Here is a 4,926-nt window from a genome sequence, read left to right as displayed (position 1 = left end):
CCGGACGCTCCCATCATCACGACGGACGCACGGCACCGCGCGGACGCCAAGAGCGGCCTGATCACCCTGGTCGAGCACGCTCTGATGGCCCGTCTGAAGTAGCCCGTCATGCGGGCGCAAGTCGTTTTCGGCATACGGAAGTTGCCGTAGTCACGCGGGGGCGGCCTGTGTCCTTTGACACGATCCGCCCCCGTGTTCATAACGTTTCGACAGAGAATTGCCCGCGCACCACCACCCGATGCGTACACACGGTGCCCCTGCGCTCACGCGAGTCCCGCCTTTTGACGGGGCTCGCTCTTTATGCCCGTTTTATCTGAGGGCTGGGCCACTCGGAACGTTCGATTCCGACTGTTTGGAACGGGGCCCGTCCCCGTGCTGCAATTCGACGAACTCCCGAGTAGTACGGCCCTGAACGAATGATCCGGCACAACGTAGGTGCCGACGCCGAGAGGTTGTTGGTCGAGTGAGGCGAAGCAACAAGGGCTCCGCGGCCCAGCCCGAGCGGGGCAACTTCACCCCGCCGTCGCGTGCCGCGGCCCCATCCTCACCTGCGCGGTTGCCCGAACGGGAACCGGTCGCGGGCAGCAGCAGCCGGCTCTCCCCGCGCAACTGGCGGGTGGCGACCCGCCTGAACGCGATCCTCCTGATCCCGGTGATGGTCGGCCTCGTCATGGGCGGCTTCCAGGTGAAGGGGTCGATCGACACGTGGGGCGAGGCCCAGGAGGCCGAGCGGATCGCGGTGGTCGTCCGCGCCGCCTCGGACTACGGGCAGGCCCTCCTCGACGAGCGTGACCGCACCGCGGAGCCGCTGCTGTCCAACCAGCGCGACGCCGACATCGTCGAGCAGGTGCGGGCCGCCACCGACGAGGCCAAGAAGCGGTTCGACGCCGCCGTGGAGGACATGCCCGCCAAGCCGGGCCTGGAGCGGCGGCTGAAGCTCTTCAGGAGCGAGGAGCCCAGGCTTCCCGAGCTGCGCAAGGCGGCCTACTCCGAGGCGCTGGACCCGGTGAAGACCGAAGAGGGATACGTCCAGGTCCAGCACTCGCTGATGGAGTTCTCCAACGAGCTCGGCCTCGGCACCGGCAACATCACCAGCTACGGCCGCACCGTCTACGCGATCGAGCTGGCCAAGGCTGGAGAATCGCTTCAGCGCTCGATCGGCATGCACCTGCTGGTGCGGCCGAGCCAGGAGCCCGGCACGTTCGACGACCAGGTCAAGGCGTTCGCCTCGTACAACTACCTGGAGCAGATCGCGCTCGCCGAGTTCAACTCGGGCGGCACCCAGGCGGACGTCGACCGGCTGAAGCAGGTCATGGCCGGCAAGGCCGCCGAGGGCGCACGGCAGCTCAAGAACGCCCAGGAGCGGGCCGAGGCGGCCGGCAAGCCGTTCGTGGCGCCGCCGAGCGTCGACGGATCGGTCTTCGACGGCATGGTCGAGCAGATCGGCCAGGGCCAGTCCCCGGCCCGGCTGAAGGCCAAGGGCATCACGCCGGAGACCTGGATGGCCGCCGCCACCGCCAAGTTCGAGGGGTACGCGACCGTCGAGAACGAGCTGGTCGACAAGGCGGTGGCCGAGGCCGCGGAGATCTCCTCCGACGCCAAGACCGACGCCATCGTGAACGGCCTGATCGTCGTCGTCGCCCTGCTCACCGCGTTCATCCTGGCCGGGCTCATGGCCCGCCAGATGAGCCGCTCGATGCGCCGGCTGCGTACGGCCGCGTTCTCCATCGCCGAGCAGCGGCTGCCGTCGCTGGTCGACCAGCTCTCGCGCACCGACCCGGGCCGGGTCGACACCCGCGTCCAGCCCATCCCGATCACCACCCAGGACGAGATCGGCGAGGTCGCCCGCGCCTTCGACCAGGTCCACCGCGAGGCCGTCCGGCTCGCCGCCGAGCAGGCCATGCTGCGGGGCAACGTCAACGCGATCTTCACCAACCTCTCGCGCCGCAACCAGTCGCTCATCGAGGGCCAGCTGACCCTCATCACCGACCTGGAGAACAACGAGGCGGACCCGGACCAGCTGGAGAGCCTCTTCAAGCTGGACCACCTGGCGACCCGTATGCGCCGCAACGGCGAGAACCTGCTGGTCCTGGCGGGCGAGGAGCCCGGCCGCCGCTGGAACCAGCCCGTGCCGCTGGTGGACGTGCTGCGGGCCGCCTCCTCCGAGGTGGAGTCCTACGAGCGCATCGAGCTGACCGGTGTACCGGAGAGCGAGATCCACGGGCAGGCCGTCACCGACCTCGTGCACCTGCTGGCCGAGCTGCTGGAGAACGCCACCACGTTCTCCTCGCCGCAGACGAAGGTCCGGGTCACCGCGACCCGGCTGCCGGACGGCCGTGTGATGGTGGAGATCCACGACAAGGGCATCGGCCTCACCGCCGAGGACTTCGCCGACATCAACCACAAGCTGGCCAACCCGCCGACCGTGGACGCCGCGGTGTCGCAGCGCATGGGCCTGTTCGTGGTCGGCCGGCTGGCCGACCGGCACGGCATCCGGGTCCAGCTGCGCCCCTCGGGCGAGCAGGCCGGAACCACCTCGCTGGTCATGCTGCCGGACGCCATCACCCACGGTGGCGGCGGCGAACCCCACGCCGGACAGGGCGACTTCACCGTCTCCTCGATCATTCCGGAGCAGCAGTCCTTCGACTCGGCCCCGCAGCCGGACCGGATGCCCACGGCCGCCGACCTCGGCTTCGACGACTCGCGCTACGAGGCGCCCGGAGAGACGGCGAAGCTCGACCCGGTCGGGCGCTCCCTCATGCGCGAGGAGCGCCGGGCGGCGCTGGAGGCCCAGTCGGGCGGTGGCCCGTTCCCGGACGGGGGCCACGTCCGGCCGTACGACGGGCAGCCCTATCCGGGCCAGCAGCAGCCGTACGCCCAGGAGCCGCACGGCGGGCAGCAGCCGTACGCCCAGGAGTCCTACGGGCGGGAGCAGTACCCGCAGGAGCAGTACGCGCAGGAGCAGTTCGGGTCAGAACCTCAGGGCGGGCAGCAGTCCACCGCGTCCTACGCGCAGCAGCCGTACGCCGACGGCGGCGGCTACCCGCGGCAGGACGCCTACGCCGCGCCGGAGCTCGCGCCGGACGGCCGGTACGGCGACGGGCTCACGGGCCCGTCCCGGCCGTCCCAGCAGGACGACTGGCCTGTTCAGGAGGGATATCCCCCATCCCACGAGCCGGAGCGGCGGAGGGAGACCGATTCTGATCCGAGCGCTCCCGTCGAGTCCGAGGAACGCGTAGGCTTCGACCGTCCGGGACCCACCCCGAACGTCGGCCACGAACTCACCGATGCCGGTCTGCCGCGCCGCGGCGGTCAGCAGCACTGGCAGCCCGCCGGTCGTGGGAACGACCGGCCCGCTCCGGCTCCGCGGCAGGAGCAGCGGCAGGCCCCGCAGGCGGACGGGAACGGCACCGAGGACTGGCGCTCGACGAACGACGAGCGCTGGGAGCGGGCCGAGAAGCTCCGTGAGCCGAAGGCGGGCGGAATCACCCCCTCCGGACTCCCCCGGCGCGTGCCCAAGGCCAACCTGGTCGAGGGCACGGCGGAGCAGACCCAGCAGGGCGGCCCACAGGTCTCCCGCGCCCCCGAGGACGTCCGCGGCAGGTTGAGCAACCTGCGGCGGGGCGTCCAGCGGGGACGTGGCGCGGGGTCGGACACCAGTACCACCTACAACCAGGAGCGTTAGTGTGAGCCCGATGAGCCAGGCGGCGCAGAATCTCAACTGGTTGATCACCAACTTCGTGGACAACACCCCCGGGGTGTCGCACACGGTGGTGGTCTCCGCCGACGGACTCCTGCTGGCGATGTCCGAAGGCTTCCCGCGCGACCGCGCCGATCAGCTGGCGGCCGTCGCCTCCGGTCTGACGTCGCTGACCGCGGGCGCCTCGCGGATCTTCGAGGGCGGCGCCGTGAACCAGACCGTCGTGGAGATGGAGCGCGGGTTCCTCTTCATCATGTCCATCTCGGACGGTTCGTCCCTGGCCGTCCTCTCCCACCCGGACGCCGACATCGGTCTGGTGGGGTACGAGATGGCCCTTCTGGTCGACCGTGCGGGCAGTGTCCTGACGCCCGACCTCCGCGCCGAACTCCAGGGAAGTCTTCTCAACTAGTAGGCAGACAGTGCGTTTCTCGCCACCGCGCCATAAAGTGCGGTGGCGCGGCTCCACTGGGAACGGCGACCGGCAGTCGGAGGAGGAATCGTGGCAACACCCACAGGCGGACACCCGTACGACGGTGAACAGAGGGTTCCGGGTGAGCACGGTGGCAACCGTTTCGGCTTCCCTTCCGCACCGGGCGGACCGGGCCCGGGGCAGTCTTATCAGCCATACCAGCAGCCGCAGGGCGCATACGGCGCGCAGGGGCCGTACGGGGCGCAGGGGCCCGAGTGGCCGCCGCAGCAGCAGGGGTCCCCGTGGCCCCAGCAGCCGTACGACGCGCCCCAGCAGCCCCGTGTCCAGCCGGTGAACCAGCGGCGGGCTCCCGAGCCCGCCGCACCGGCCGCGCACAACCCGCTGGTCCGTCCGTACGCCATGACCGGCGGCCGGACTCGGCCGCGTTACCAGCTCGCCATCGAGGCGCTGGTCAGCACCACGGCCGATCCGTCACGGCTGCAAGGGCAGTTGCCCGAGCACCAGCGGATCTGCCGGCTCTGCTTCGAGATCAAGTCGGTCGCCGAGATTTCGGCGCTGCTCTCGATCCCCCTCGGCGTTGCCCGGATCCTCGTGGCCGATCTGGCCGAGGCCGGACTCGTCGCTATCCATCAGCCCGGCGGCGACGAGACCGCCGGCGGCCAGCCAGATGTGACACTGCTCGAAAGGGTGCTCAGTGGACTTCGCAAGCTCTAGCGGCGGAGCGGCCCGCTCCACTACCTCGGCGAAGATCGTGGTGGCAGGGGGCTTCGGCGTGGGTAAGACCACGTTTGTCGGT

General features: G+C 70.3%; 3 protein-coding genes and 2 pseudogenes. All 5 read left to right on the top strand.

Annotation, left to right across the window (positions count from 1 at the left end; translation table 11 throughout):
* Positions 1-102, top strand: a pseudogene (locus EES43_RS21835) (ATP-binding protein); the annotation flags it as partial.
* Between the two features lie 361 nt (positions 103-463).
* Entirely contained in the window at positions 464-3,685 is a 3,222-nt protein-coding gene (locus EES43_RS21830; protein ID WP_124270278.1) for a sensor histidine kinase, read from the top strand.
* Positions 3,686-3,695: 10 nt separating this feature from the next.
* Positions 3,696-4,109 carry a roadblock/LC7 domain-containing protein gene (locus EES43_RS21825; RefSeq protein WP_124272100.1) on the top strand — a complete coding sequence of 138 codons (414 nt, stop codon included), beginning with the start codon at positions 3,696-3,698 and terminating at the stop codon, positions 4,107-4,109.
* A 90-nt stretch (positions 4,110-4,199) separates the two neighbouring features.
* Entirely contained in the window at positions 4,200-4,844 is a 645-nt protein-coding gene (locus tag EES43_RS21820) for a DUF742 domain-containing protein (protein ID WP_124270277.1), read from the top strand.
* A pseudogene (locus EES43_RS21815) lies at positions 4,825-4,926 on the top strand (ATP/GTP-binding protein); the annotation flags it as partial. The gene EES43_RS21820 and the pseudogene EES43_RS21815, both read left to right, overlap by 20 nt.

Source organism: Streptomyces sp. ADI96-02 (assembly GCF_003846185.1).
Classification (GTDB): Bacteria; Actinomycetota; Actinomycetes; order Streptomycetales; family Streptomycetaceae; genus Streptomyces.
The sequence above is the reverse complement of the archived record's forward strand: the minus strand, read 5'-3'. Positions and strand labels throughout refer to the sequence as shown.